Genomic DNA, 26,038 nt, shown 5'->3' with positions numbered 1-26,038 from the left:
GATTTCGGGGAGCATGGGCGAATGATTCTTCTGCGGATGGACGAGCCGTTTATTCTTTTCTTTTAAACGGAAACCAGTTGGCTGAGCCGAAGATCCGAACCATCACAGGGACGAACAGCGGCAGCATGACGAATGCATACAGCAAGAGACCCGTCAGTATTAGGGTGGCGATTTGCAGAAGCGATAAAACGCCGGACGGCAGCATCGCCGCGAAGGTTCCCGCCAAAATGACAGCAGCTGAAATAATAACGGACCCCATATTTTTCATCGATTCCATCATCGCCGTTTTAATATCCGTTCCCCGATATTCGTTAAAGCGTTCCATCAGGAAGATCGAATAGTCCACACCAAGCGCCATTAAAATCACGAATCCAAAGAAAGGCACCGCCCAGTTGAGGCCGGGATAGCCGAAAAACGCCGTGAAAATAAACTCGGTTATACCGATGGACGCAAAGTACGTCAAGATCAACGATCCGACCAAATACACCGGCATGACAATAGAACGGAACAGCAGGACGAGGATCAGGAAAATTCCGATCATCATATAGATCACCGTGTTGCTGAAATCCTGGTCTGACAGCTGCTTCAGATCGGCATTGATGCTGGAAACGCCGCCGACGCCAAATGATGCATCGTTCAAATGCGTATCGGGAAGAGCCCGTTTTACGGACGCTTCAATATCTTTAACATTAGCAATTGCTTCGTTTCCGTACGGATTGCCTTCCAATATCACATCGATCGTCGTGATATGGCGGTCGTCTGACATATAGGAATTAAACACCTGCTGAAACTGCTTGTTTTTCAGGACTTCTTTAGGGACAAACCAGCCGGACATTTCTTGATCCGATGCGTTTTTCAGCTGATCCAGGTAGTCGCCTGCCCCCATCAGACCGCTTGAAATTTTTTCGAGGCCGTCCACGCTTGAATTCAAACCTTTTGTTAATTGATCGAGCTGGCCGGCGAATTCTCCGACTTTTTCCTTCATCTGCTTTTGGCCTTCAGCGACATCGCCCGCTCCTGATTCGAGCTTAGGCAGCGAATCGGCGAGCTGTCCCTGCCCCTTCGATGTCTCTTCAAGTCCTTTTTCGATTTGGCCGAGGCCGTTGATCAGAGCATCGATTTTGCTTGTGTACACTTTTTGCTCTTCCTGCGCTTTTGCGATAAATGCATCTGCTGCTTCAAGCTGCTTTTTCGCGTTTGCCGCCTGCTTCGTGTAAACGGCCGCTTTCTGTGATCCCTGCTTGATTGCCGATGCAAGCTCTGTGTAAGAGCCTTTGATCGCTAAATAAGAAGGATTCTCCTTCACTTCGGGAATTTCGCTTTCAAGATTTTTGAAATTTTGATTTGTCTGCTCGATCATCTTTTGCACGTCAGCCGTTATGCCTTGGGCACTTTCTGCTTGTGACAATGCTGCTTTCAAGACTTTCGATATTTCTTTGTAGTTTTCGATTTGTCCATTTAATTGATCGACCTGCGCCGTCAGCTGTTTTTTCGCAGCTTGAATTTCTTTTTTCGCCCGGGCGACGCCTTCTTTGCTTTGGTCTGTACCGTCCTTCAGCTTTCTCATATTGGCTTCAACGTCGCTGATGCCGGCTTTAATCGATTCGGTTCCTTTGATCAGCTGATTGATTCCTTTTCCGGACGCTTCGATTTGCGGCTTCTGATCCGCGATCGACTTGCTCGCCTCGGAAAGCCCGTCTTTGATCTTTTTCAGACCTTTATTGCCGCTCTCAAGCCCTTTATTCAGTTCGTTTGCCTGTGTTTTGACATACAGGTCGCTCAGTCCTTTTCCGACCGGACGGGTCGCACTGCGAACTTTGCTGACGCCATTTGTCTGTTCAATGGCGCGGCTGATTTTTTCAATTGCGATCAGCCCGTCATTGGTATCGAGCGCATCCGATGTTTTGAGGACGACCGTGACCGGTAAAGATTCCCCAGGCCCGAACTTGTCGGAGATGGTGTTGAATGCACTGACGGATTCGTATTGATCTCCGATTTCATCAAGGCTGTTGTAGGAAAGCGTTCCTTTATACATTAAGATCGGCGGAACGGCCACGGCCGCTACGATCAACAGACTGATCAGCGGCTTACTGAATGCGAAACGCCCGGCGGTTTCCCATAGTTTTGACTGCGGATGCCCGATATTCCCTCTGACGGGCCAAAACAGCACTTTTCCCAAAACAGCCATGAAAAACGGCACGATCGTCAAAAGCGCCAAAATCAAGACTGCGACACCAACCGCTACTGCGACCGCAGATTTGTAAAGCTGGAATTCGGCGAAGCCGATGCAAGTAAAACCGATCAAAACGGCGAATCCGCTGAACAGAACGGTTTTTCCCGCCGTTTTATACGTTGTCAGGATAGCTTCAATCTTGTCTTTCCCGTGGGCAAGCTCTTCCTTAAAACGGCTTAAAAGAAGAATGCAGTAATCTGTCCCGATTCCGAACATGATCGCCACCATGAAGATTTGCGTAAACGTGGACAGCGGAAAATCAGCGTATTCGACAAGATAGGCGACGACGGACTGGCTCACAAGGTAGGAAAGCGCGACCGCCAAGAGCGGGACAAAAGGCGCAACCGCAGAACGGAAGACGAGAATCAATACGATTAAAATAAAACCGACCGTGATATATTCGGTCTTCTTCAGGCCTTCCTGTGAGCTTGTTATAACATCATCATCAATGAGCGGCTGTCCGGTCATCTCGTAGTCAAGCTTTAAAGGTTTGAGCTTTTCATTTACCTTTGCTTTAAAATCGGCCGCAATGATTTTGTTCGCATCAAATGTGACAGGTACAAGTAGCGTCGTTCGATCCTTTGACAACAGCTGCTTTTGAATATCCTCCTCCGCGTCAAAGTATGATGTAATATCTGAGACGTGAAGGGAGGAATCCTTTTCTAAAATGGTGATCGCTTTTTTTAAAGCCGCCTCCCGGTTCGGCAGGAGCTGTTTGTCCTGAAATACGACGACAACCGATTTGTCCGTATCCCCGTCTTTTGACATTTGTTCGAGAAGCTTGTTCGCGTAAGAAGACGGATAGCCTTCAGGGACCGCTATCTGGCCCTTCTCCTTTGTTAATTGCCCCATATCAGGCGCCGTGATGAATAAGACGGCGGCCATTGCAATCCAGAGCGCCGCAATGATCCATCTCGCCTTTATAATCGTTCTCATTGACGTTTTATTCCTCCTCTATGAGCTGTGCGGGTTTTTCATTAAAAAAAGACGGCTGGTTGCTGCCGTCAGACAAAACATTCGTGTTTTGCTGATCAACATGAAAGCCGTCGTACTTTTTATATCGGCTTTCTAATACATTAGTAAATTGTTCTTTTGAAACTCCAATTTCCTATTTCACGGCCGAATCGCTTAAGGGGAAATGCACTAAATTCATCGAATCCGTTCTTTTTGTAAAACGATCGATTTAAATTCGTGTTGGTGATTAAAGCGAGGATCCCGCCTCCGTTTCTTCGGATGAAAGGGACCAGGCAGTCATTGATCATCTTGCTGCCGAAACTTTTGCCCTGATGGAAGCAGGAGACCCCCAACGCCTCCAAATACCATTTCTGCTGTTTGATGCCCTTGTACGATCTTTTCGCCTCTTCCGCCACATTCACCATATTCCATACCGCGGAAAGGCCCCCTTTTATAAATAACTTTATTCCTCCGGCTGATATATAATCCATCACTCCAACGTCTGGATCATCCCGATGTTTTAAGAGGGCCGCGGTGACGATTTCACCATTCACAACACCGATAAAGCACCCCCGCCTATTTATATATGCCTGAGTGATGACTTTATGCAGTTCATAAAAGAATTCGGGGTTTTTCTTTTCGGGTCTTACAAGCAAATCCATAAACGGATAGTTGTCAAAAGACTCATGAAACAGTTGTGCCACCTCGTCCAAGTGATCAGTTGAAGCCAGACGATATTGAATCATTGAAAACCTCCTCGAAAATATGAACAGCTATTGATTAATAAACACATGTTCATTATAATTTGAAGCAAAAGCGATGTTCAATCGGCAATCGTGATTGAGCTGTTCAATAATGAACAACACATGAAAATTTGTCTATAAACGGAGGGCAAAACGATGGAGGACAGAAGATCAATCAAGACGAAAAGAGCGATAAAAGAGGCTTTTTTAAAACTGCTCCATGAGAAAGAAATCAATAAAATCACCGTTTCTGATTTATCGAGGCGCGCGGATTTAGGACGCGGAACCTTTTATCTTCATTATAAAGATATTTTTGACTTGTATGAACAAATAGAAAATGAATTGTTTGATCAGCTGGGGAGATTTTACGATGATTATTTTCCGAGCGAAGATCCGCACAATTTGCTCACCTTCATCGAAAAAACGACCGAATATATTTATCAAAACGCTGCGATTTTCACTTTATTGACGAAACCGAAAGGAAACATTTTGACCATCAATAAATTTAAAGACTTTTTCCAGAGGAAAATTTTCGAAGAATTGAGCATGATAGAGCAATCGGAAAACGAGGTTACATGCGATGAAATGGAAATATCATTTGTCGTCTCGGGAGTGGTCGGCGTTTTGGAGGAATGGATTAATGAAGGGATGGTTCAGACGCCGGCTCATGTGGCTGGCGTCATCCACCGCATTCTGTTAAAAATCGGAGTGTAAAAGATCAGCCCGCCGGAGAAACAAAGCTCCGGCAAGCTGGACTATCGATCCCTCACCATTGATAAGGATACCCTTCCTTTTGCAGCATCGACATCTTCCACCCATACGGTAACAATGTCCCCGACCGATACCACGTCAAGCGGATGCTTGACGAAGGAATGGCTGAGCTTGGAAATGTGGACGAGCCCGTCCTGTTTCACGCCGATGTCGACAAATGCCCCGAAGTCAACGACGTTCCGCACTGTCCCCTGCAGTTCCATCCCTTCTTTTAAGTCCTTCAATTGAAGCACATCGGTTTTTAAGAGCGGTTTAGGGACTTCATCCCTCGGATCGCGCTCAGGCCTTGTCAGCTGGGCGCAAATGTCTCTCAGGGTGATTACCCCGATTCCAAGCTGTTCAGCTGCTTCGGAAATATTCAGTTCGTTGATTTTGTCCTGAAGCTCTCTTGTACCGATGTCGGCTGTTGATAGGCCGAGCTTTTTCAGAAGCTCTCTCGTCTCCTTATAGCTCTCAGGGTGGATGCCTGTGCGGTCGAGCGGTTCACTGCCGTCAGGCACCCTTAAAAAGCCGATGCATTGCTCATACGTTTTCGCGCCCAGGCGCGGAATGTCTTTCAGCTCTTTCCGGCTCGTGAATTTTCCGATTTCATCCCGCTTTTTGACGATGTTGGCCGCGACTGTTTTCGATAGTCCGGCTACATATTGCAAGAGCGCGGCTGACGCCGTATTCACGTTGACGCCGACTTGGTTGACGACGGTTTCCACAACGAAGCCGAGCGAGTCGTTTAGTTTTTTCTGGCTGACATCGTGCTGGTACTGGCCGACACCGACCGACTTGGGATCGATTTTGACAAGTTCGGCGAGCGGGTCCTGGAGTCTGCGTGCGATCGACACGGCGCTCCGTTCTTCAACCTGCAGATCCGGGAATTCTTCCCTCGCAAGCTCTGATGCCGAGTAGACGCTGGCTCCCGCTTCATTGACGATCAGATAGTACACCTTTCTGTCGATGTCCTTCAAAAGATCGGCGATAAATTGTTCCGTCTCTCTTGATGCCGTTCCGTTCCCGATGGCGATGACCTCAATTTGAAAATCTTCGATGATGCGTTTCACTTTTTCAATGGCCGCGCTTTTTTTATTGACGGGAGGGTGCGGATATATGACATCGATCTTGAGCATCTTTCCCGTCTCATCGACAACTGCAAGCTTGCAGCCCGTGCGGAATGCCGGATCGACGCCGAGAACGAGCTTTCCTTTCATCGGCGGCTGCAGCAGCAGCTTGCGCAGATTCTCGGCAAAAATGTGAATCGCTTGATCTTCCGCCTTTTCCGTCAATTCTTTTCTGATTTCTCTTTCGATGGACGGCTGAATGAGGCGCTTATAGCCGTCTTCGATTGCGCTTTTCAGCACATCTTGAGCACTTGTTTGCTTGTGTTGTAAAATTCGTTTTTCCAAGTAAGCTTGAATGCGGTCTGCCGGCGGCTCGACCGACACTCTCAAAATCTCCTCTTTTTCGCCGCGGTTAACCGCAAGCACGCGATGAGGAACGATTTTTTGAATCGGCTCTTCATATTCATAATACATTTCATAGATTTTCTTCTCATCGGCTTCGGCGTCTTTCACCGCGGATTTCAGCGTTCCTCTTTTAAAAGTCTCCTGCCGGATCCACTTTCTGTATTCCGGTTCGTCTGAGATCCGTTCAGCCAGTATGTTTTTTGCTCCTTCAAGCGCTTCTTCGGCGCTCATGACTTCCTTTTCTTCATTTATGTACTTGCGTGCTTCGGCTATTACGTCTTCGTTGCGCGGGAGCGAGATGATGAAATCAGCCAAAGGTTCAAGGCCTTTGCTTTTGGCGATCGTCGCCTTCGTTTTTCGTTTTTGTTTAAATGGTCTGTATAAGTCTTCAACTTCCTGGAGCTTGTCCGCTTTTTCGATATCGAGCTTCAGCTGTCCGGTCAGCTTACCCTGTTCGTCGATCAGCCGGATGACTTCGTCTTTCCGCTGATTTAAATGCTGGATGTATCCCCAGCGTTCGGAGATTGTTTGAATTTGGACTTCATCCATGGAGCCCGTTTGTTCTTTGCGGTATCTCGCGATAAAGGGAACGGTGTTTCCGTCCTCTAACAATTGAATGACACTCTCGACATGCTTTGACGCAAGCTCTGTTTCTTTTGCGATTTGTTTGACGATTAACGCTAAAGTATCCATTGTAGCCTCCAAAAGAATGTTGTCTTCTTAGTGTACCAAAACAAACAGAAAAACACCTATATCAAAGGGCAGCTTCTTTAAAAAAGCTGTCCGATGATATAGGTGAGATCGTCTTTTCCCATTAGTGTGTATGATTCAAGCTGATTCGATATATCTCCAGGTGTGTGGTGCTGTTTTAAATAAGACCGGAGAGCGGGTACTTCCAATCCGTCTGAATAAATGATGAATCTTGACCCTTTTTCATACGTGTAGGTGAATGTTTTGTATGTTTGCGGCTTTCCCGACATGTATCCCGTCACAGGGAGAGGGTGGATATATTTGTCCGAAGGAGCGTACAAGATAAAGCGGATATTGCCTACAGAGCTGTAAGCAATCGTTCTTGTTCGAAAATCGGCTTTTAAAATCGCCACAGTTGCGCCGCGCTTATGTTTCAGCTCTTGATTGCACCGTTCCATCAAGCTTGCGACTTCTTCATGACCGTGCTCTTCGACAACTTCGCTGATAACCGCGGAGGATTCTTGTGCCATCGCACCGCTGCCAAGCCCGTCGGCCAGCGCGCACACCATAGTTTCGTCAGTCGCATGGAAATAAAAACTGTCTCCGCAGACGGCTTTTCCTTCTTTAGGAAGCTGATAAACAAGCGCTTGCATATGTTCATTCGACTCAGTCCAAATCATGGTTTAAGCTCCATAAACGGATCTTCAGCCAACGCTTCCCGCAGCTTTTTGACAGCTTTGCGCTGCAGACGTGAGACGTGCATTTGCGATATGCCCAGCATGTCACCGGTTTCTTTTTGGCTTTTGTTTTGAATGTAAGTCAGCTCAATGATTTGCTTTTCTCGGTCGGACAGTACGTGCAATACGCTTTCAAGCATCAGCTTTTGGTTCACCTTTTCATAGCCTTCCTCCTGCGAGCCGACGATGTCGAGGATCGTCACCGTGCTGCCGTCTGCATCCGCTTCAATGCTGTGGTCGACGGAAAGCGCCTGATAGCTTTTGCCCATCTCCATTGTTTCCAGCACTTCTTCTTCTGTGACGTCAAGAAACTCGGCAATCTCATCGACTTTTGGGGACCTTTGCGTTTCATTCGTTAAATGATCCACCGCCATTTTAATTCTCGGCCCGAGCTCCTTGATCCTTCTCGGGACGTGGACGCTCCAGGTTTTATCACGGAGAAACCGTTTGATTTCTCCGATAATGGTCGGAATCGCAAACGCTTCAAACGATTTTCCAACATCGGGATCATAGCGTTTGATGGCTCCAAGCAATCCGAGCATCCCAACCTGGCATAAATCTTCATGAAAGCTTTTTCCTTTTGAGTATTTTTTGGCGAGGGTTTCCACCAGATTTTTATATGTCTGAACAAGGGTCAGCTGAGCGTCTTCATCCTGGCTATCCTGATATTTTTTGATCAGCGTGTCGACTTCGGTTTTAGTTAGTTTCGTAGTTTTGGACGGTTGTGCCATCATCAACTCGCTCCCTGTTTAAGAACTTTGTCATCGAGACGGTTACGCCTGAGTCAATCTGGACACGCACTTCATCCATGAGCGTCTCCATTAAATATAAACCGAGCCCTCCTTCTGACAATTGATCTACCGTATGTTCAGGGGAATATGGCCCCAGCCCTTTCTGTTTATCGTGAATGTCAAAACTGTCTCCCTGATCTGCGACGATGATTTCGAGGCGGTCTTCAAACACGCCGAATCTGACGGAGACCTCTCCAGTTTTGTCAGCTTTATAAGCATGCTGCACAGCGTTTGTGCACGCTTCGCTGACCGCAATTTTCAAATCTTCGATGTCATCATAAGAATACCCCATCTTGCTTGCAATCCCCGACAGGGTTAAACGAATGATTCCTACGTATTCAGGTTTGGCAGGTGACTTCATTTCAATGTAATCAGCTGCTCTCTTCATTATAATCCACCCTCTGACTTTCCAGAAATATCAATGATGTCCTTTAAGCCTGTAATATCAAACAAACGGATCAAACGCTCTGACAGATTTTCAAGCACTAAAGAACCCCCAGTTCTGTTTACCGCTTTGTAAATGCCGACAAATACACCCAGCCCTGTACTGTCCATATATGAAACGTCTTTCAGAGAAACTTTAAGATCTTTTCCTTCTTCCGCGAGCGGCATCAGCTCATCCCGCAATGTCGGAGCCGTATGCACATCAATTTCGCCCGCCACTTTTACTTCTATCACAGAGTCATTTTTTTTCGTATCAACTGCCAAATTCACAATATCACCTCTGGTTCTCTTAATGAGCTACTGGTTTATTACCCAGCGAAGAGAAACTTTAAACCTTTCTTTTGAAAACAATGAGAGTAAAATCGTCATGAAGCTGAAAATCCTGAAGCTTGAGCAGATGTTCGTATATACAGTCAACCATTTGCTGAGCCGGTTTCTCCATATGTACAGTGATTAGGTTCTGCAAGTCAGACCGCTCCAAAAATCCGCTGTCTGTCCGGCATTCGGTTACACCATCTGAAAAAAGAACGATCATATCGCCAATATCCAGTTTTTGCTCGTACTGCTCATAGTCGTATTGTGATGAAATGCCAAGAACGAGGCCTTTTGCGTTTAAATCGTAAAATTTATTTTCCCTGCAAGAATAATAAAAGCCAGGTTCATGACCGGCAGATGAAAACGTAAATAGGTGTTTTTGGAGATGATAATTGCCATAAATCATTGTAATAAACATGCTAGGGTCCACATTTTGTTCGACGACCCTGTTCAGGTTTTTCAGCACCTGTGAAGGAGACGTGCCCGAATCCGGCAGAGAGTCCATCGCATATTTGATCATCGACATGCATAACGCGGCCGGTATTCCTTTTCCGATCACATCTGCAATGGCGATGTTAATCGATTCCTTGTCCCGTACAAAATGATAATAATCACCGCTCATTTGCTTAGCCGGAACACTGACCGCTCCGATTTCAAGCGCTTCAACTTTCGGGATCTTCGTCTCGAGCAGCGTTTGCTGGACATTTGCGGCAATTTCGATTTCCGATTTAATTTCCTGCTGAATTCCTCTTAATGTCTGATGTTCTTGATAGGCCAAACCGTATCCAATCATCACTTCAATTAAAAAATCGAGAGAATGGAACACATGGTCCGGAAGATCCGGATATAATTCAGACAGAACTTTTCGGTGTATGCTGATAATCTCTTCCGGCGGCACTTGATGTTCAATCGTTTTTCTGCTGAATTTCTGCCCCTGATAAAGGGATGTCTCTGTTAATTCAGATATATAACGGCTAAGCAGCTGTCGATAGCGCTGCTCAATCACTTCCCTGAAATCCATTCCTTCCCTCCTACCGCAGCCACTTTATGGCTTGTATATCCGTTCCATTTTCCGCGTCCGAATGCAATTCAAATTGGTCCATCAGACGCTTTACCCCCGGCAGGCCCGCTCCGAGGCCGCCTGAGGTTGAAAAACCGTCTTCCATCACTTTTTTGATGTCAGCGATTCCCGGCCCCTCATCCTCCGCTATGACTTTCAACCCCTTTTTACCTTCTTCCTGAACCTGTTCGATGCAGATTCGGCCTTTTCCGGCATACAAATAAATATTACGCGCCAGCTCTGAGATGGCTGTTGTGATTCTGGCCTGGTCCACTGTGCCGAACCCCAGTTCTTTGGCGACATTTCGCCCGAGCTGTCTGGCGGCCACTATGTCCCATTCTGTCAAAATCTTCACACAGGATTGGTCTGCCATATTTATTCCCCCAATTCCCGCTGCAATGTCTCGAGCCCCTTTTCGAGATCGAGCGCCGTCTCGATCTCGTCCAAAGAAATGCCGAGTTCAATCAATGTCACCGCAACAGCCGGCTGGATGCCAGTCAGAACGACTTTGGCGCCCATCAGTTTTGACATTGTAATAACATCGCCAAGTACTTTGGCGATGAATGAATCGATGATGTCCACCGAAGTCAGATCGATCACCACTCCGTTCGAACCGGTTTCATATATTTTGTTCAGCAGGTCCTCTTGAAATTTCAGAGCGGTTTGGTCATCGAGCTCCACTTGAATGGATACCAATAAACAGTTATATAGCTTCAAAATTGGAATGTTAGGTATCCTCAAAACTTATTCCTCCAATGAAACAATTTTTCGGTCTGTCATTTCTAATGCGGTTTGAATTCCTTTTTGCAGGGTATTTTTTGTAATAACCTGAGTTAAATCGATTCCCAAATTCACAATCGTCTGCGCGATTTCCGGGCGGATTCCAACGAGCAGGCATTTTGCGCCGACCAGTCTGACAGCTTCGGAAGCCTGCATGATGTGGTGTGCGACCATCGTATCGACGACAGGCACGCCCGTAATGTCAATGAGGACGACTTCGGACCGGTGTTTGACGACGCCGCTCAACAGGTTTTCCATAATCTTTTTGGCCCGCTCCGTGTCGATCGTGCCGACGAGAGGCATCACCGTAATATTTTCAAAAACCGGGATCAGCGGCGCCGAGAGCTCCTGTAATGCGACCTTTTGAAGAGCGACGGTTTTCTCCCAGGAGATCGCATACTGATTCAAGATTTCGCTGTTGATCGGTTCGATAAATTTATCGATTTCCCATATCAGATCATAGCATTGCTGATCTTCCGGGACGTCCTTGTTCATTTCATAGTACAGGTGCTTCCAAAAAGCTGATAATCCCGACGACAGAAGCTTCAGCGGAACGCCGAGCTGTACGGCTTTTGAAGAAAACTGGTAGATGGTGTCGATCGATTTTTCATTCCCGTCCCCGGACTCATTCATAAGGATATGAATGTATTCATTGCTGATCGTCTCATACATGTGTTCAGTCAGCTTCACGTTTGTCATGTTGCTGTTTAGGTCTTTCAGAATATCCGCCAAATTCACGGCGAGTACATTTTGGTTCTCCGAGATAAATTTTAACACTGCTTGATTCGACATGTTCATCCCCCTAACTACATCTGATAACATTTTTTGGACTAACAGTTCCATTATATCGTTTGTTATTTTTGAACACAAAAAAAGTTGCTCTTTCGCCTCGAGCAACTTTCATCAATATTAAAAATCAATGAGTGCCAAACTGATTTGTAAGGCTTCGTTGACCTTTTCCATCATTTCATCATCGAGATGGGTGATTTTGTCCGTTAATCTTTGCTTGTCAATCGTCCGAATTTGTTCGAGCAATATAACGGAATCTCTTTCAAAACCGTAGCGTTTCGCATCAATTTCGACGTGGGTAGGTAATTTTGCTTTCTGTATTTGGGCTGTTATGGCTGCAACAATAGCAGTTGGGCTGAAGCGATTGCCGATGTTGTTTTGAATCACTAAAACCGGGCGCACCCCGCCTTGTTCTGAGCCAACAACAGGAGATAGGTCAGCAAAATAAACATCGCCGCGTTTAACAATCAAATGATTATCCTCCGCTTACTAAGCGCTCTACTGTGTTTTCAGCCTCATACTCTGCAAATTGAGCCTCAGAAGAGATGTTCAAATTAATCTTGGCCATCTCCATATAACCGCGTCTCATCGATTCCCGAATTTGTCGATTTTTGCGCTCGCGCAAATACATTTTTGTGGCTTGGTAAATCAGTTCATTTCTGCTCCCGTTATCTTGCATGACGACACCATCCAGTTCTGATACTAAAGCTTCTGGCAAGCGAATCAATATTTCAGTTGTTGCGCTGGATTCAGACAAAAACATACACCTCCACCAAACTTACGGATACAACACTCTATCCATTCCATCCATAATGATATCATTATTCTTTTCGCAAGCAAAGTTGTTTTTCCGCTAATTCATCAATTTTCAGGATTGATCAGGCAAGATCGGATTCCTTATTTCCATTATACTCCCATTTTCCAAAAACATACGGGGCACCCTTGAACTTATCATACAGGTAATTTCATAATTGATCGTCTGCAAATGTTGGGCGATTTCGTCGACTGAAATCCATTCGTCTTTTTGCTTCCCGATCAAGGTAACCTTTGTGCCGACAGGGTATTCTTCGGCGAGGGAAATCATGAACTGGTCCATGCAGATTCTCCCTGCTATTTTTTGGCGTTTTCCGTCGATCAGCACTTCCGTCCCGGCCAGGCGCCTCAGCCATCCATCAGCATACCCGACGGGAACTGTCCCGATCCATTCGTCGCGTTTGGCCGTATATGTCGCCCCGTAGCTGACGCTCTCGCCTTTTTTAATTTTTTTCACATGGGTGAGTTCGGTATGAAGCGAAAACACTTCCCGCAGACGAAACGGCAGCTCGTCTTTTATTTCGGTTGACGGCGCCAAACCGTACATGCCGATGCCGAAGCGGACGGCATTAAAGAGCTGTTCCCTGAAGCGCAGACCCGCGGCGCTGTTTGACGAATGCACCATTAAACGGTCAAGCGGGAGAGGGCTGATCAATTCTTTAAAGCGGTCAAGCTGCATGTCGAAATAATCGGTGTCCTTTTCGTCCGCCGTCGCGAAATGAGTGAACACGCCCGTACAATTGAGTTTATCGCTCGATTCGGTCATCTCCATCATTTCTTTGATCTCTTCTTTCGTTTTGCAGCCAAGGCGGCCCATGCCCGTGTCGATCTTCAAATGATATTCAAGAGGAGCTTCGGTCTCACCGAGAAAACCGAGCACGTCTTTCAGCCAGCCGGCTGAGTAGCCCGTCACGGTAATGCGCTTTTCCGCGGCAATGCCGGCATATTCGGGCGGCACTGCGCCGAGGACAAGAATCGGTTCTTCAATCCCCTGCGCTCTCAGCGAAAGCGCTTCATCCAGTAAAGCCACAGCAAGAATGGACGCCCCTTCTGCAAGAGCCGCCTTCGCTACCTGTGCATCCCCGTGTCCGTAGGCATTCGCTTTAACGACGGCCATCAAGTGGACATGCTCGCCGATGTGCCGCTTCATATTGCGCACGTTTTCTTTTAAAGCCGTTAAATCGATTTCGGCCCATGTCTTTCTATAGAATGGTTTTAAGCTCATCATGACACTTCCTGTTCCTTGTTTCAATCGTCCTTCCCATCATACTAAAAAGTTCGGAGAAAGGGAAATTTTGTACGGGAATAACTGCCCAGAACAAGAGAAAAATTGCTGGCACGCTATACATTTTACGGAAAAACTGTCGAAAACATACGCTTGCCCCGGAAATATAAAAACAGCCTGCTTTCCGCTTCCGGGCGGAAAACAGGCTGCTGGATAGGCACAGTCTATTTTGAAGACTGGCCTTGCATGCTTTTGGCAACCATCAGAAGTTCATCTTGAGAAAGGTCTTCTGATGAGATGAAATAGTCGACTCCGTCATAAGTCCATGACAACGATTTATCCGTCAGTGCGCCGACCGTGAAGCCGAGGTCAACCGGCTCTCCGTTCATGGACACAGAAGTAGATGTTTTGGCGACGTGGGCTTTTTCCTGAATCAATGTAAAGGACTTTTCACCGCCGTATGTGATGACGATTCGTTTGCCGTCTTCAGTCGCCATTTCTTTCTCCTCAAGCTTTTTCACGCCCTGAGGCACATCGAGCGGCGTTTTGACGGCGAAAGAGTCTGACACGTCCGCGCTTGTCGCTACGTCAATTTGAGACAGCGTCATATTTTTCTTTTCATCAAATGCGTCTTTATCGAGCGGCTTATCGAATTCAAAGCTTGTAAACTCAACCTTTACCATCGGTTTGCGGTCCGTGTCCATCACCTTAACCGATGAAGGAGCCATGTTTTTTTTATGGAAAACGATTTCCTGGGTCGGCAGCATCTGATTATGCTGATAATTCGTCTTCGTTTCAAAAATGTATTTTGAATCCTTTGCGGAAAAAGAAGCTTCCCCATCATTTTTGACATCTTTTACGAGCGATTCGAATAAGTATACTTGGCTGCTGTTATTAGGCCAGTCGCTGTGGAAGCGGAAGCTTTTATTCAGCGACGGAGTCAAAACAAACACGCCGTTTTCATTGCGCAAGATCACCTGGCTCTGGTCTTTTTTCGGGTTTTCCAAATAGACCCGGTAAAGAGAAGGTTTTTTATGCCAGATTTCCACATTGTACTCCTGCGGTTCATTTCCCGTTTCAATCGTCATTTTCGCTTTTGCCTTATAGGACGTGTATTCTTTTGCCTTCTTGTCGAGCCCCGTCACAACATCTTCTTGCGATTTTTGGCCGCAGGCAGAAAGCATAAGGATTACAAGCAGCCCCGTTAAAAGCAAAACAAAGCTTTTTCTCACCTTTTTTCAACCCCTTTTTAATCATTGATGTAAAAAGGAAGAAACCGCTTGTTCGACTTTAACGGTACGCCATAAGAACAGGGCCGGCTGTATCGGCGTGCGTACCATAAAAGCCTGCAACGACTCGTCTCCCTTATTGCACTACCCAATATATGAGCGTGTCTCAGACAATATGCAGACTAGCATGACAACCTTTCAAAATCATTTTTCTCCTCCGTACTAATCGCCGCTGCCTGTTCATAAACGTGTTACTATATATGTACGAGATCATTGTAAAGGGGCTTAAATCATAAGCATGTTTATCAGAACAGAAAATTTTCAGACGTTTATCAGGCTCTACCCGGTCACATCCGCCATACTGGCCCTGCAGCTTGCCATCTGGATTCTTTTTTTACTTCCGTTGACGGCCGTACAGATGTGGTCTGATTTATTGATTGGATTTAACTGGGGGATAGCGAATGGAGAATGGTGGAGGTTTGTGACACCGATCTTTATTCACGCCGGGTTCGGCCATCTGCTCTTTAATTCGATGTCGATCTTTTTATTTGCCCCCGGGCTGGAACGAATGCTCGGGAAACTCAAGTTTCTCATCGTTTATATTGGGACAGGAGTGATCGGCAATATCGGCACGTATTTCATCGAACCGCTGGAGTATATGCATGTCGGTGCTTCAGGAGCGATATTCGGATTGTTCGGTGTGTACCTGTACATCGTGCTGTTTAGAAAAGAGCTGATGGGAAGCGCCAATTCCCAAATCATCGTCACCATCCTCGCCATTTCGGTTTTGATGACGTTTGTCAACCAAAATATCAATATCATGGCGCACATCTTCGGACTGCTGGGCGGACTCGCTCTGGCTCCTCCGTTGTTAAATAAAAGAGTGAACGGCTTTTAACCGTTCACTCTTTTATCATAAGAATACCATGCAAAAATATCGTCCGAATCTTTCTCCTCGACATCAGCCACCGAAAACTTCTCCATTAAAGCAGATGATTTTGTTGATGTATGGATCGAAACAAGCTGTCTTCTGCGCTGGAAATACGAGCGGCTGACTTCGAACACCTGCATGCGCCTGCGCTGAATGACAGCGGTTGTTCTGCCGATGAAGCGCGATGACATGATGATTTTGCTGCCGCTGATCTTCCAGCCGGCATCGCGGTATGATAAGTAGCCGATGATCCAGTAAAAAGGAATCAATACAGCGGACAAATAGCCCCACGGCGGAAACAGAATAGAAAGCGGAACGACGGCGAGAACCGGCCAGGATGCGCGCAGGATATAACGGCGCAGTGCGCGTTTCGGCAAGCGGTTCAAATCGTCTTCCGGCGCATAATCCGGAATGAGTTCTCCGAGGTGCTGTTTGATCATTTTTTTGCTGATAATCGGAAATAGGACGGCTGATTTATCTTCTTCCAAAACGTTTCCGCCTGCGCTGACGATCGTGACGGCTGCAAGTCCAAAAGGCTGCCTGATCAGACTCTCCTTGATTTTAATCGCTTGAATCCGCTGCAGCGGAATCGTGATTTGATGCTTTTCAATCAGCCCTCTGGAAATGACGATTTCTTTCTCTTTACGCACGACTGTAAAATTCGCGTATTTCAAAAGCATCCCGACAATGCTGAGAAGCCATGCAATGAAAAGGGCAACAAAAGCAGCTAAGGCGATGACAGTCGCTCCAGCGCTATTCAAAAAAGCAAAACGGTCATACAGCCAGTCCAAATCAAAGAAGTCGTCGACTTGAGTGAAAAAAGCGAATACCCCTGAAATAATGACGCCGATCCCGCTTGATGTTGACGCTGCAGTTAATAGCTCCTGCCCGGTCATTTTGTACATCATTTGCGGTTCTTCCGCTGTTTCCTCCGCCTCTGCAGCAGTCTCTTCCTGCGGATCCGTGACAGCGGCTTCAGTGCCTTCCACCGCTTTTTTCCTTTCGAAAAGCGCTTGCTGAATACGTTCGGCTTCTGCCTGGGTAATGGCGACCAAGGAAACTTCCGCTTCCGTTCCTCCGCTTGCCGTTTCGACTTGAAGCTTCACCAGCTTGAATATTTGCTGAATGAGGCCTGCGCTCGTGTTGATCGTTTGAATCCGTTCGATCGGAATATACCTTTTTTTCTTATTGATCAGGCCTTCCTCTATTCGCAATTCATCCTCTTCGATACGGTATGTAAATTTGCTCCACTTGATGATGCTCGTCACGACCAAAGCAATGAAAAACAGCACGGCCGCGGCGATCGCCAGCATTTTGACTGTGTGCGACTGATTTAAAAAAAGCACTACGCCAAATGGAATGATAAAGTTTTTAACGGTCTCAACAAGGCCTTTGATAAAGTTGAGAATGACGGCGGCGGGGTGCATGCGTCTCGGTTCAGACATCATCTTCAGTCACCCTTGCCAGCCTGGAAATGGAGTCCCTGAGCTGATCCGCCTCTTCAACATCCAGAGCGGGAATGGAATGGGTCGTCGCGGCTGTTGAAATTTGCACGGAGGCGAGATTATATTTTCTGAGGATGGGGCCCTGCGATGTATCAACATGCTGGACTCTGACCATCGGAACGATCACGCGGGTCACCACAAAGATGCCGTGCTGAATATCGATTTCGTTCTCATGGACTTCGTAGCGCCATATTCTGTGGCGGATATTCGGAATAATAATAATGATGACAAATGAAATCACCAGCCAAACGGCCGCTGACAAAATGCCGGTCCATACCGGCCATTTAAATATCAACCCTGCGGCAACAAGGCCTGCTGCAGCCAGCATTAAAACGAATGATGTGATACAAGCTGTGATTCTCCAGACTTTTACGCCATCGCGGCTAATTTGATTTTTCGGCTCGCTTCTCAAAACTCGATTCCCCCAATCTAGTTCTATTTACGGTCTTAGGCTGAAAATGTTTCGGATAAAGACTTTCGTTTTTAAAAAAAGGCGAATCCGTAAAAAAGGATCCGCCTTTTGATTATGAATTATATGATTTTTTTTGGCGTCTGTCATTTGAGGAACGCTTTTTATCATAAGATGAACGATTGTTCTTTCCTCTGTAGCCGCCGCCGTCTCTGCGTTTTGATGAACGGGGGTGGTGACTTTTATTTCGCTTCGTTCTGAGCGGAGCCTCTTCCGTCAAACGGACAGGCGTGTTGTCCGGCTCTTTGGTCATCATTTTAATGGCAGCCGCAACAACTGTCACAGAATCATGGTCTTCCAATAATTCCGCTGCAGCCGTCATATAGAAGTTCAGGTTATTTTCCTCGATGATCGTCCGGAGGCGGTCAACCGTCACCTGCTGCTGTCCTTCAATCGCCTCGTCTAGAGTCGGTGCTTTCATGCGGTCCATTTTGCGTTTTGTCGTCTGCTCGATGGCGCGGAGCATGTCTTTTTCGCGCGGTGTAATGAAGGTCATCGCCATTCCTGTTTTGCCTGCGCGTCCCGTTCTTCCGATGCGGTGAACATAGCTTTCAGGATCTTGCGGCACATCGAAGTTGTAGACGTGCGTTACCCCTGAAATATCAAGGCCACGCGCCGCAACGTCTGTCGCAACGAGCACTTCAATTGCGCCTTGCTTAAATTTCCGGAGTGCCACCATCCGCTTCGCCTGAGTCAAATCGCCGTGGATTCCTTCAGCTGTATAACCGCGCAGATTAAGCGCTTCTGTCAGTTCATCGACGCGGCGCTTTGTCCGGCCGAATACAATCGCCAGTTCAGGAGACTGGATGTCAAGAAGACGTGTCAGCGTATCAAACTTTTTGCGTTCATGTACTTCAAGGTAGAACTGCTGAATGTTTGATACTGTCATTTCCTTCGCTTTCACTTTCACGTGCTCCGGGTTGGTCATGAAACGTTCTGCAATCCGTTTAATTGGAGCAGGCATTGTTGCAGAAAACAGCAATGTTTGATGCTCAGCGGGCACATTGGAAAGGATGGATTCGATATCTTCGATGAATCCCATGTTCAGCATTTCATCCGCTTCATCAAGCACAACGGTGTTCACTGTTTGAAGACGCATTGTGCGGCGGTTGATATGGTCAAGCAAACGGCCAGGTGTTCCGACGATAATATGAGGATTTTTCTTAAGCGCGCGAATCTGGCGTCCGATATCCTGTCCACCGTAAATCGGCAGCACGCGAGCGCGTTTATCCTGTCCAATTTTATATAGCTCTTCAGAAACTTGAATGGCTAATTCACGAGTAGGTGCGATAACAATGGCTTGAATGTTAGGAGACTCGGGGTTGATTTTCTCAACAAGGGGGATGCCAAATGCAGCCGTTTTTCCTGTTCCCGTTTGCGCTTGTCCGATCACATCTTTATTTGCAAGGCCGAGCGGAATCGTTTGTGCCTGAATCGGTGTTGCCTCTTCAAATCCCATACGCTTGATCGCTTTTGTGAGATCAGAACTTAATTGAAAATCTTGAAACGTTATTGTCAATGTATTCAAACTCCTTCTGCTTACTGTTTCAGTAATCGTGTTTTATCAATAAAAACTGCCCTTTGTGCAAAGGACAGGTCCATACTTATGCAAAGCCCGAATTACTTTACATGTTATATTACCATTCCGTTATACGTTTTTCAACAAGATGAAAATGAGCAGTGTGCTCTCTCGCCGGTTCGGCAGCCATCTATAGACCTCTGGGACAACCGTCCGCGAAACGTCAAGCCCGCCTGTTGACGTCTTTTACACATTGTAACACAGGCTTGTGCGGCTTTCGACAGCATACACTCATTTTTCCCTGCCCGCATCCCCGATTATTTTTTGCAGATTGCCGTTCAATTATTTATTTTTTTATGGATTCAATCGGCGTTTTTTTGAGAAACGCCTCAACGGTTTGAAAGAGGACAGCGGAGTTTTCTTCAAGGCAGACATGGTGCTTGGATTCCGGCAAGAGGCACAGCTCTTTCTCTTCGGAAGGTATGGTTTCATAAAGATAATACGCGCTTGACAGCGGCACGATTGAATCGCATTCCCCCTGAACAATGAGCACAGGGATGCGGAGGTTTTTCAAAGCAGGCTTTGTCATCTTAACGAGCTTGCGAAACTGAAATGCTGAAGACACCGGGGTGCTTGTCAGCTTTTGTTTGTACCTTTTGTAAAGCAGATTATCCTCAAGCTTGCCTTGCAAAGAATCTTTGATCACATTCTTCAAATCCTGGATCAGCTGTCCCGGGCTGATGTACTGGGCAGCCGCGCTCAACAGGACAAGGCGGCTGACCGGATATTTTCCGGCTAAATAGGCGGCAATCATCCCGCCCATTGAAAATCCGATTAAAAATACCGTATCACACGTTTTCAACAAACGGACAAGCTCCACTTCCGCGCAAGCGATCCATTCCTGAAAACAGACGCCTTTTAAAACCGGCATCTCCCCGTGCCCGGGCAGCGTGATCATTTCGACTCGCCAATCGGCCGTTTGTTTTAAATGAGAAGCCAGCGGTTCCAATTCATACGGTGCTCCGGTAAATCCGTGAATGCATAAACATCCTATCATGACCATTCACCCGTTTTCTTTTACTGATGATCACATAAAAAACGACTTTATGATTCAATGTTCCCTTACAAATCTTTTATAACATCCTCAAGACGCATGCCTCTGGACGCTTTGACAAGGATCAGATCCCCTGTATTCGCTTTTTCTTTCAATGTCTTTTTCAAACCGTCTTTGTTTTCCGGGTTGAAATGAAGGACGCGGTGTTCGGGAAAATGTTTAAGCGCCCCTTTTGCAATATATGCACCGAGATCCCCGTACGTAAATAAAAAGTCGATTGAGTCCGGATTGACTGCCTGCCCGATGTCTTCATGAAACGCTTTCTCTCCTTCGCCGAGCTCCAGCATATCGCCGAGAACGAGCATTTTCTTGCCGTATCCCTTCATCTGGTCGACAAGCTCGATCGCAGCTTTCATCGATGTCGGACTTGCATTATAGGCGTCATTAATGATCGCAACGCCGGCCCGTGTCTTTACAAGCTCAAGCCGCATACCGGTCACTTTCAGTTTCGTCAGCCCTTCTGCAATATGAGTCCTGCTGACATTCAGAAGGTCTCCGGCCGCAATCGCAGCTAAAGCGTTTTTCACATTATGCTTTCCGAGCACCGGGATGAAGAACCGGTTTTCGATCCCTCTGACGCGGAATGCCGTGCCCTCTTCCGTCTGCGTCATATCCTCAAGCTGATAGTCGAAAGCCGGATCCTCTCCAAACGTCTTTGTCTCGTAAAGCGGCTGGTTCAGCCTTTCGGCGAGCAGCGGTTCATCTCCGATATAAATGAGTGTGCCCTCTTTTGAAAGCCCATTGACAATTTCGAGCTTTGCCTCTGCAATTCCTTCTCTTGATCCGAGTTCAAGGAGGTGCGATTCGCCGATGTTTGTGATGACGGCGATATCAGGACGCGCCAGACGTGTCAGAAAATCAATTTCCCCTTTGGCGCTCATCCCCATCTCCAAAATGGCGATTTCCGTATCTTCCGGCATCGCCAGAATCGTCAGGGGCAGGCCGATGTGGTTATTATAGTTTCCTTCTGTCTTATGCACTTTATACTCGGTGCCCAACACAGCATGAATCATGTCTTTTGTCGTCGTTTTCCCATTTGAACCGGTCACGCCGACGATTTTCACGTCCAGCTGATGCCTGTATGCCTTCGCAAGCTTCTGCAGCGCTTCCAGCGTATCGTCAACTAAAATGACCGGCTTCCCTTCCGGAGGATTCGGTTCGCTCCGGTTCCACAGCACGGCTGCGACGCCTTCTTGAAAAGCCTGCTCTGCAAAAACGTGACCATTGAACCGCTCGCCTGCAAGCGGAATAAACAGTTGGTCTTTCGCCAGTTTTCTCGAATCGGTTGAGACGCCTTTGACGAGACGCCCTTCAAAAGCTTCATTCGTCAAAACGCCTTCCGACATTTCAGCAATTTCTTTTACCGTTCTCGTTATCATGTATGTCCCTCTCTTTCTCCAGCAAGGAAAAGAGACACTACCACAAATAAGGATAGTGTCTGCAGCTGTATATAAGGGCGAACCGCTTTCCCCCGGATTCGGTCCGCTCCGTCCCGTTAAAATGTATGTTTGATCTGCTGTTTTTCTTCGTGCCGATCGATTGCCAAAGCGACAAGTTTTTCAATCAGTTCAGCATACTCAACCCCTGATTGCTTCCAGAGAAGCGGGAACATGCTGAACGGTGTGAATCCCGGCATCGTATTGACTTCATTGATCAGGACCCTGCCTTCGTTTGTAAGGAAAAAGTCCGCTCTCACAAGGCCTGAGCCGTCAATCGCCTGAAACGCTTTGACCGCCATGCTGCGCATTGTTTCGTATTCGTCCTCTGTCAGGGAAGCCGGAATAATCAAATCAGTGTCGCCGTCTTCATATTTTGCTTTATAGTCATAAAAATCTTTCTTCGGAGCGATTTCCCCCGCGACTGAGCAGACAGGTTCATCATTCCCCAGAACGCCGAGTTCTATTTCGCGGCCGATGACGCCCTCTTCAACGACAATTTTCCGGTCATATTGAAATGCAAGCTTAAAGGCTTGGTCAAGCTCTTCACGGTTTCTGCATTTGCTGATCCCGACGCTTGATCCAAGGTTAGCCGGTTTTACGAAGCACGGATAACCAAGCTCAGCTTCCACTTGATCATAGCTTTCTTCTTTGGAGTGACTCCATGTTTTTTTCACAAATGAAACGTATTTCGCCTGGTCAAGCCCTGCCTGTGCAAACAGATGCTTCATGACCACTTTATCCATTCCCGCAGAGGAAGCCAGGACTCCGTTGCCCACATATGGCACATTCAATAGTTCAAGCATGCCTTGAATGGTGCCGTCTTCCCCATTCGGTCCGTGCAAAAGCGGGAAAACAACATCAATCGAGTCTTCTTTTACATCAGCTTCGCCCGGAAACATATCGCGGTTCAGCAATGCCGGAGAAAATGTCTGGCCCGTCTGTTCAAACTGAAGCATTTTCACATTTGAAACCGGTTCTGTCAGTTGCGGCCCTCTCACCCACTCGCCTTTTTCTGTTATATAAATCGGGTGTATATCAAATTTTTCAGTATCTAATGCTTTCGTGACGGCCAGCGCGGTTTGCAGAGAAACGTTATGCTCCGCTGATTTTCCGCCGTATACCAATCCTAATCTTGTCTTCAATTCGTACTCCCCCCACTGGATTCATCTTTACTATCTTATCACTTTCCCGGGAAAATGATCTAATTATTTTAATACGGTCTAAAAACAGCATATAAAAAGCATTTGTATGTAAATCCTTTTCATTTTATATTAAAATGGCATTGAAAAGGAGAGGTTGCAATTGAAAAAAATCACAACAGAAGCACAATTTAATGAACTGATCCAATCCGATAAAGAAATCATCGTCAAATTTTATGCTGACTGGTGCCCGGACTGCACACGCATGAACATGTTCATCGGAGACATTCTTGAGGCTTATCAGGAAAATGACTGGTATGAGCTGAATAAAGACGATCTTCCTGAACTTGCCGATAAGTATCAGGTCATGGGCATTCCAAGCCTGTTGATTTTCAAAAACGGCGAAAAAACGGGTCACCTTCACAGTGCAAATGCCAAAACACCTGAAGAAGTGAACGAGTTCCTGGCTGAACATATTAGCTAATTCGTTTAAAGTTCTGATTTTTTGTCTGAACCGCAGGACATGGGAGCGCCCATGTCCTTTTTATACAAGACGGGACAGCAGCAATATTTGTTTCATAAAAGTGAGCTTTCATTAATAATTCGACACGAGTATTTCCCGGGAAACGAAAATGTCGAAATTTCGCAAAAAGTTCTTGATTCGTTTTTTATATTCAGGTAGAATGTTTTTTGTTCCTATTTTGCAATTATTTTTTCTAGTTGTGAAGCCCTTGTCGGCTTCTTTTTTTATATGCGTTTTTGGATAATAATTCATATTTTTCAATTTTTTTCAATATTATTTTAAGGATGTCTCTTTACATTCGGTGATACTATTTAGTATAATACCCTTAATTGATAATGATTATCAATATCACTAAAGGTTGACGAGGTGATCACATGGCCCCTCAATTAAAGAAAGCGGTGGAAATGAGAAAGAAACAACTCATTCAGCGGCTTATCCAGCTTGGCATATATAAAAAAGAAGAGCGCCACCTTTACGAATTGTCTTTAAGCGAACTTGAAAGCGAATACCAATCCAACAAGAAAGGCGGATAATCATGTCAAAACGGAAGATTAAAACCTTTCATCAGCTTGTCGAAGAATATAAGAAAGAAATCGCCAAGAACCCGAAAGAAATGGAAGTCATTTATGACAAGATCGACCGCAGACACGAGAACCGCCTTTTGGCAATGTCTAAAGCAAAACAAACTTAAAAAAGAAGCCGTTCAAAATGAGCGGCTTCTTTTTTACTATTCACTAAATGCAATGCCAGCAAGCTTGCCGATTGTCGCATCATCCATCGGCGGATTGTGGAGGCCCGCCCGGACATCGCGATAGAATCTTTGGAGCGGGTTCGTTCTCGCCAGACTCTTCGCTCCGACGACTCTCATCGCCCTGTCTACGACAGCAATGGCCGTATTCGTTACTGTATGTTTAACCGCTCCAAGCTCACCTGTTAAAAAGGCGCGGCGCTCCGGGTCATCATAAAGCTCTGCGACATGATACATAAAGTGACGGGCTTTCATGAGTTCCAAATCGATTTCGCCGATATGACGCTGAACAGCAGGCACTTCTTTAATCGGACCTTTCAAGCTGTTCGGCTGATAGTCTTTTGCAAATTGGACGGCATAATCTCTCGCTGCTTGCGCGATACCTAGATAAACAGCCGGTATATGAAGCAGCCAGCCGTTGACTTTATCCGTTCTTTTACCCGCCAACAGCTCGACAAGCATGGATTCGTCGAGACGGACATCGGTCAGCACCAAATCGTGGCTTCCCGTACCCCTCATCGCCGCCATATCCCACGTTTCTTCTATTGCCAAGCCTTCCGCATCTTTATGGATCAAGAAAACGCCAATCGTTTGCTTCTCTTCAATCCAAGCGGTGACAAGAAAGTAGTCGAGAACCGGAGACATCGTTGTAAATGTTTTACGTCCGTTTACAATCCATCCGCCATTCTTTTTGACTGCATGGGTTCCGGGACGTCCTCCTCTTGTCGGGCTTCCCGTCTGCGCTTCACTTGCAGCTCTGTTGATCAGCGCACCCTTTAATGCTTCATGTGAAATCGATGAAAACACATGCCGGTCCCAGCTGTTTCCTTCCGCCAGTTCTCCCATCACGCTCAAGTGCCAGCCGATGCTGAGAGCTGTCGGTCCGTCTCCTTTGGCAAGCCGTTCCTGAAACACAAGCATATCGTAGAGTGAAATGCCTTCTCCCCCGTATTCTTTTCCGACCGTCAGCGCTGTGTAGCCTGAATCCCGCAGCTTTTGAATATGTTCTGCGGGAAATTGGGCATGTTCGTCATAATACGCTGCTGTTTTCTCAAATTCATCCGCCAGTTTCCCGATTTTACCGAGCCATTCCTGCTGCCTTTCCGTTTTCACAAATATTGAACACACACCGGCATCCTCCTGACCAAATTCCGATAGATTTAATAAGTATTATAGTTCGTTCACGGCTTGTTGTGCAAATGATACCCTTGGCAAAATAAAAAAGCGCACCTTCAGCGAGGTGCGCTTTTGACTAAACGGCTTGACCGCCGCGACGGTCAACCTTCATACCGAGATAAATCAGCATGTAGGTTAAGTAGCCCATCGTGATCGTGAGACCGCCGAAGAAGAAATCGGAAAAAAGCGGTTCTTCATATGCGGCGATTCCGGCCAGCACGACCCAGCTTCCATAAAGATACGCCATAAAGAAGCGGACGCCGTTTTTCAATTTATATAACAGAAACAAACCTGCGAGCGAAAAGAGCCCGAGCGCAAGTCTAAAATAGACAAGATGATCGAAATTAAAGGCAAAAGAAACAAATGAAAATGACAACAGCAATACAATCGGCAATGCCGTAATAAATTTTTTCATGGATGTCTCATCCCCCATTCCCTTATCCTAAA

Annotated in this window: 28 protein-coding genes; 5 read left to right on the top strand and 23 right to left on the bottom strand. The window is 46.5% G+C overall.

Translation table 11 applies throughout. The features are described 5' to 3' along the window. Window positions 1–49: 49 nt before the first annotated feature. Both MHB72_RS02920 and MHB72_RS02915 read right to left on the bottom strand, forming a co-directional pair. Entirely contained in the window at window positions 50–3,169 is a 3,120-nt protein-coding gene (locus tag MHB72_RS02920; protein WP_216921817.1) for an MMPL family transporter, read from the bottom strand. Between the two features lie 140 nt (window positions 3,170–3,309). Beyond that, the gene (locus tag MHB72_RS02915; RefSeq protein ID WP_249175958.1) at window positions 3,310–3,933 is read right to left on the bottom strand and encodes a GNAT family N-acetyltransferase; all 624 of its coding nucleotides are present in this window, start codon (window positions 3,931–3,933) and stop codon (window positions 3,310–3,312) included. Between the two features lie 153 nt (window positions 3,934–4,086). Between MHB72_RS02915 and MHB72_RS02910 the strand changes: the two genes are divergently transcribed. Then, window positions 4,087–4,644, top strand: coding sequence for a TetR/AcrR family transcriptional regulator (locus tag MHB72_RS02910; protein WP_020450267.1), 558 nt, complete (start codon window positions 4,087–4,089; stop codon window positions 4,642–4,644). Window positions 4,645–4,685: 41 nt separating this feature from the next. Here MHB72_RS02910 and MHB72_RS02905 read toward each other — a convergent pair whose 3' ends face one another. From MHB72_RS02905 to MHB72_RS02845, 13 genes are all read right to left on the bottom strand, one after another. After that, window positions 4,686–6,848: a Tex family protein gene (locus tag MHB72_RS02905; RefSeq protein WP_216921820.1), complete on the bottom strand. Its 2,163-nt coding sequence runs from the start codon at window positions 6,846–6,848 to the stop codon at window positions 4,686–4,688. A 77-nt stretch (window positions 6,849–6,925) separates the two neighbouring features. Beyond that, the gene (locus tag MHB72_RS02900) at window positions 6,926–7,525 is read right to left on the bottom strand and encodes a PP2C family serine/threonine-protein phosphatase (RefSeq protein WP_023857857.1); all 600 of its coding nucleotides are present in this window, start codon (window positions 7,523–7,525) and stop codon (window positions 6,926–6,928) included. Beyond that, complete coding sequence (sigB, locus tag MHB72_RS02895) at window positions 7,522–8,313, bottom strand: RNA polymerase sigma factor SigB (RefSeq protein ID WP_023857858.1); 792 nt, start codon at window positions 8,311–8,313, stop codon at window positions 7,522–7,524. The genes MHB72_RS02900 and sigB overlap by 4 nt, the downstream gene beginning before the upstream one ends. Continuing rightward, a complete protein-coding gene (gene rsbW, locus MHB72_RS02890; protein WP_020450263.1) occupies window positions 8,279–8,761 on the bottom strand; it encodes an anti-sigma B factor RsbW in 483 nt (160 codons plus the stop codon). Before rsbW ends, sigB begins: the two co-directional genes overlap by 35 nt. Beyond that, entirely contained in the window at window positions 8,761–9,087 is a 327-nt protein-coding gene (locus tag MHB72_RS02885; protein ID WP_101561596.1) for an anti-sigma factor antagonist, read from the bottom strand. The genes rsbW and MHB72_RS02885 overlap by 1 nt, the downstream gene beginning before the upstream one ends. A gap of 58 nt (window positions 9,088–9,145) precedes the next feature. Next, the gene (locus MHB72_RS02880) at window positions 9,146–10,153 is read right to left on the bottom strand and encodes a PP2C family protein-serine/threonine phosphatase (protein ID WP_216921824.1); all 1,008 of its coding nucleotides are present in this window, start codon (window positions 10,151–10,153) and stop codon (window positions 9,146–9,148) included. A gap of 10 nt (window positions 10,154–10,163) precedes the next feature. Further along, entirely contained in the window at window positions 10,164–10,565 is a 402-nt protein-coding gene (locus MHB72_RS02875) for an anti-sigma regulatory factor (RefSeq protein ID WP_023857861.1), read from the bottom strand. A gap of 2 nt (window positions 10,566–10,567) precedes the next feature. Further along, complete coding sequence (locus MHB72_RS02870; RefSeq protein ID WP_031305225.1) at window positions 10,568–10,933, bottom strand: STAS domain-containing protein; 366 nt, start codon at window positions 10,931–10,933, stop codon at window positions 10,568–10,570. Between the two features lie 3 nt (window positions 10,934–10,936). Beyond that, entirely contained in the window at window positions 10,937–11,764 is an 828-nt protein-coding gene (locus MHB72_RS02865; RefSeq protein WP_023857863.1) for an RsbT co-antagonist protein RsbRA, read from the bottom strand. A 117-nt stretch (window positions 11,765–11,881) separates the two neighbouring features. Further along, window positions 11,882–12,232 (bottom strand): type II toxin-antitoxin system endoribonuclease NdoA, encoded by a 351-nt coding sequence (gene ndoA / locus MHB72_RS02860; RefSeq protein WP_003179128.1) that lies wholly within the window; start codon window positions 12,230–12,232, stop codon window positions 11,882–11,884. A gap of 4 nt (window positions 12,233–12,236) precedes the next feature. Continuing rightward, a complete protein-coding gene (locus MHB72_RS02855; RefSeq protein ID WP_006638778.1) occupies window positions 12,237–12,518 on the bottom strand; it encodes a CopG family ribbon-helix-helix protein in 282 nt (93 codons plus the stop codon). Between the two features lie 111 nt (window positions 12,519–12,629). Continuing rightward, window positions 12,630–13,799 (bottom strand): alanine racemase, encoded by a 1,170-nt coding sequence (alr, locus tag MHB72_RS02850; protein ID WP_216921826.1) that lies wholly within the window; start codon window positions 13,797–13,799, stop codon window positions 12,630–12,632. A gap of 224 nt (window positions 13,800–14,023) precedes the next feature. Continuing rightward, the gene (locus MHB72_RS02845; protein ID WP_216921990.1) at window positions 14,024–14,983 is read right to left on the bottom strand and encodes a LolA family protein; all 960 of its coding nucleotides are present in this window, start codon (window positions 14,981–14,983) and stop codon (window positions 14,024–14,026) included. A 343-nt stretch (window positions 14,984–15,326) separates the two neighbouring features. Here MHB72_RS02845 and MHB72_RS02840 point away from each other — a divergent pair, with 343 nt between their 5' ends. Beyond that, window positions 15,327–15,926: a rhomboid family intramembrane serine protease gene (locus MHB72_RS02840; protein WP_023857867.1), complete on the top strand. Its 600-nt coding sequence runs from the start codon at window positions 15,327–15,329 to the stop codon at window positions 15,924–15,926. Here the strand turns inward: MHB72_RS02840 and MHB72_RS02835 are convergent. The 6 genes from MHB72_RS02835 to MHB72_RS02810 form a co-directional block, all read right to left on the bottom strand. Next, window positions 15,923–17,407, bottom strand: coding sequence for a PH domain-containing protein (locus MHB72_RS02835; RefSeq protein WP_216921828.1), 1,485 nt, complete (start codon window positions 17,405–17,407; stop codon window positions 15,923–15,925). The two genes, MHB72_RS02840 and MHB72_RS02835, sit on opposite strands and share 4 nt — an antisense overlap. Beyond that, window positions 17,397–17,876, bottom strand: coding sequence for a PH domain-containing protein (locus tag MHB72_RS02830; protein WP_216921831.1), 480 nt, complete (start codon window positions 17,874–17,876; stop codon window positions 17,397–17,399). Before MHB72_RS02830 ends, MHB72_RS02835 begins: the two co-directional genes overlap by 11 nt. A 112-nt stretch (window positions 17,877–17,988) precedes the next feature. Continuing rightward, window positions 17,989–19,452, bottom strand: a complete 1,464-nt coding sequence (cshA, locus tag MHB72_RS02825; protein WP_023857870.1) for a degradosome RNA helicase CshA — start codon at window positions 19,450–19,452, stop codon at window positions 17,989–17,991. 346 nt (window positions 19,453–19,798) lie between these two features. After that, window positions 19,799–20,509 (bottom strand): alpha/beta hydrolase, encoded by a 711-nt coding sequence (locus MHB72_RS02820; RefSeq protein ID WP_023857871.1) that lies wholly within the window; start codon window positions 20,507–20,509, stop codon window positions 19,799–19,801. 65 nt (window positions 20,510–20,574) lie between these two features. Further along, a complete protein-coding gene (locus tag MHB72_RS02815) occupies window positions 20,575–21,945 on the bottom strand; it encodes a UDP-N-acetylmuramoyl-tripeptide--D-alanyl-D-alanine ligase (RefSeq protein WP_035337161.1) in 1,371 nt (456 codons plus the stop codon). A gap of 116 nt (window positions 21,946–22,061) precedes the next feature. Beyond that, on the bottom strand, window positions 22,062–23,147 hold the full coding sequence (locus MHB72_RS02810) for a D-alanine--D-alanine ligase (RefSeq protein WP_050820810.1): 1,086 nt from the start codon (window positions 23,145–23,147) through the stop codon (window positions 22,062–22,064). Window positions 23,148–23,307: 160 nt separating this feature from the next. Here MHB72_RS02810 and MHB72_RS02805 point away from each other — a divergent pair, with 160 nt between their 5' ends. The 3 genes from MHB72_RS02805 to fbpB all read left to right on the top strand — a co-directional run bounded on the left by MHB72_RS02805 (window position 23,308) and on the right by fbpB (window position 24,358). Beyond that, window positions 23,308–23,628, top strand: a complete 321-nt coding sequence (locus MHB72_RS02805; protein ID WP_003179104.1) for a thioredoxin family protein — start codon at window positions 23,308–23,310, stop codon at window positions 23,626–23,628. A gap of 413 nt (window positions 23,629–24,041) precedes the next feature. Further along, window positions 24,042–24,200 carry a Fur-regulated basic protein FbpA gene (gene fbpA, locus MHB72_RS02800; RefSeq protein WP_023857875.1) on the top strand — a complete coding sequence of 53 codons (159 nt, stop codon included), beginning with the start codon at window positions 24,042–24,044 and terminating at the stop codon, window positions 24,198–24,200. Between the two features lie 2 nt (window positions 24,201–24,202). Then, a complete protein-coding gene (gene fbpB, locus MHB72_RS02795; RefSeq protein WP_023857876.1) occupies window positions 24,203–24,358 on the top strand; it encodes a Fur-regulated basic protein FbpB in 156 nt (51 codons plus the stop codon). 36 nt (window positions 24,359–24,394) lie between these two features. On the opposite strand, the gene MHB72_RS02790 is transcribed toward fbpB, so the two are convergent. Both MHB72_RS02790 and MHB72_RS02785 read right to left on the bottom strand, forming a co-directional pair. Continuing rightward, on the bottom strand, window positions 24,395–25,543 hold the full coding sequence (locus tag MHB72_RS02790) for an acyl-CoA dehydrogenase family protein (protein WP_216921833.1): 1,149 nt from the start codon (window positions 25,541–25,543) through the stop codon (window positions 24,395–24,397). Between the two features lie 124 nt (window positions 25,544–25,667). Then, window positions 25,668–26,006 carry a hypothetical protein gene (locus MHB72_RS02785; RefSeq protein WP_023857878.1) on the bottom strand — a complete coding sequence of 113 codons (339 nt, stop codon included), beginning with the start codon at window positions 26,004–26,006 and terminating at the stop codon, window positions 25,668–25,670. Between the last annotated feature and the right edge of the window lie 32 nt (window positions 26,007–26,038).

Origin of the sequence: Bacillus sp. FSL K6-1284 (genome assembly GCF_038002625.1) — a bacterium.
GTDB classification, from domain to species: Bacteria; Bacillota; Bacilli; order Bacillales; family Bacillaceae; genus Bacillus; species Bacillus paralicheniformis.
This window is presented reverse-complemented; position numbering and strand designations above follow the sequence as displayed.